This window comes from Allobosea sp. CER48, assembly GCF_044752385.1.
GTDB lineage: Bacteria > Pseudomonadota > Alphaproteobacteria > Rhizobiales > Beijerinckiaceae > Allobosea.
In genome coordinates, this window is the sequence record NZ_JBIWYK010000560.1 from 1 (window position 1) to 1784 (window position 1784).

Consider the following 1784-nt stretch of genomic DNA (forward strand, 5'->3'; position numbering starts at 1 on the left):
GCTGAGCGCGAGCCGTTGAGCCCTTCCGCGATGTAGCCCGCGAGCTCCGGCATATCAGCGGAGGTCATGCCGAAACGCACGATCTCCGGCGTCCCCAACCTGAGTCCGTTGACGTCCCCTTCCACCGGCGGCAGCGGCAGCCCGATGCCGCAGGACAGGATGTTGACCGCCCGCAGCGCCTTCGCCGCGGCCTGCCCGCCGCCATAGGGCGCGGCCTCGATTGCGAACTGATGCGATGTCGTCATGCCGCGGTCGCGGGCGAAGACCGGTACTTGCCGCTCGGCCAAAGCCTCGGCCAATGCCTTCGCGGTTTTCGCCATCTCCTGCGCGTAGGCGCGGCCATGCGCCTTCCAGTCCAGCAGCGATACCGCAAGCGACGCCGATTTCGCCGCATCGAAATTCGCGGTCAGCCCGGGATAGGCGACGGCGTCGAGCTTCCTGGCGATCTCCGCGTCGTTTGTCAGGATCAGCCCGGAAGGCGGGCCGCCGAGGCTCTTGTATGTGCTCATCGTCATCAGATGGGCACCTTCCTCCAATGGCTGCTGCCAGCCTTGGCCGGCGATCATGCCCGACATATGCGCCGCATCGAACAGCACCAGCGCACCGATCTCATCGGCAATGGCACGGATCTCGCGGATCGGATGCGGGAAGAGGTTGAGGCTGCCGCCGATCGAGATCAGCTTCGGCCGCAGCCGTAGCGCATCCGCCCTGAGCTTGCCGATATCGACGGTGTAATTCACCGGGTCGATCGGAGCGGGGTGGGTGACGATGCCGTACAGTCCCGCGGCGCCCGCGCCGTGATGGGTAACGTGGCCGCCGATCTCGCCCGGCGGTGCGATGATGCAGTCGCCGGCCCTGGCCGCGACCATGAAGGCGTAGAGATTGGCGATGGCGCCCGACGGCACCCTGATCTCCGCATATCTCGCGCCGAAGACCTCGGCAGCGAGTTCGGCGGTGATGATCTCGATCTGCTCGATCGCCTCCAGCCCCATCTCGTATTTGTCGCCGGGATAGCCCAGCGAGGGCCGCGCCCCGATCCCGGCCGAAAGCAGAGCTTCGGCCTTCGGGTTCATGACATTTGTGGCCGGGTTCAGGTTTACGCAGTCGCGCTCATGGATGGCGCGATTCTCGGCCGCCAGTGCATCGAGCCGCGCTGCAATGGCGTCGAGCGGCTGGCTCGCCGTCTCGCCGGCGACCTTGAGCACATAGTCCTCGCTCGCCTGCGGCACCCAATCGCGTCTGCCCAATGCCGTCATACCCATCCCCCCGCTCTCGCTGGCTTGCGCCATAACAGCGGTTTGCCGAGCCCCGTGCAAACGAGTATTCCTCGTTCGCAGGATGAGAAAATCTCAGCCTCGAATCGGAGCCGCAGCCGTGCCCGTGAAGCCGCCTCGCCCGCGCCTGCCCTCGCTCAAAGCGTTGCGCGCCTTCGAGGCGGCCGCGCGGCTGGAGAGCTTCACCCGGGCAGCGGACGAACTCGGCGTGACCGCCGGCGCCGTGACCCAGCAGATCCGGCAGCTCGAAGCGACCCTCGGCTTCCCGGTGTTCAGGCGGATGGCGCAGGGCGTCACCCTGACAGACGCCGCACGCGAGGCATTGCCGCGGCTGACCCGCGGCTTCGACATTCTCGGACAGGCCGTCCAGACCCTGCGCGAGGCGGAGCCACACCGCCCGCTTGCCATCGCCGCCCTGCCCTGCCTCGCCCAGCTCTGGCTCTCGCCGCGCCTGCCGGCGCTGCAGCAGGCCTTCCCGAATCTGCAGGTCTCGCTGTCTGCAATGGAGGC

The 1784-nt window shown here is 67.5% G+C and carries 2 protein-coding genes; one reads left to right on the top strand and one right to left on the bottom strand.

Features of this window, described 5'->3' with window-relative positions:
- Positions 1-1256 (bottom strand): serine hydroxymethyltransferase (locus tag ACIPIA_RS15515; RefSeq protein ID WP_400510846.1); only part of this gene is annotated, 1256 nt, incomplete at its 3' end.
- Between the two features lie 124 nt (positions 1257-1380).
- On the opposite strand from ACIPIA_RS15515, the gene ACIPIA_RS15520 reads away from it, so the two are divergent.
- A partial coding sequence (locus ACIPIA_RS15520; protein WP_400510848.1) for a LysR family transcriptional regulator occupies positions 1381-1784 on the top strand: 404 nt, incomplete at its 3' end.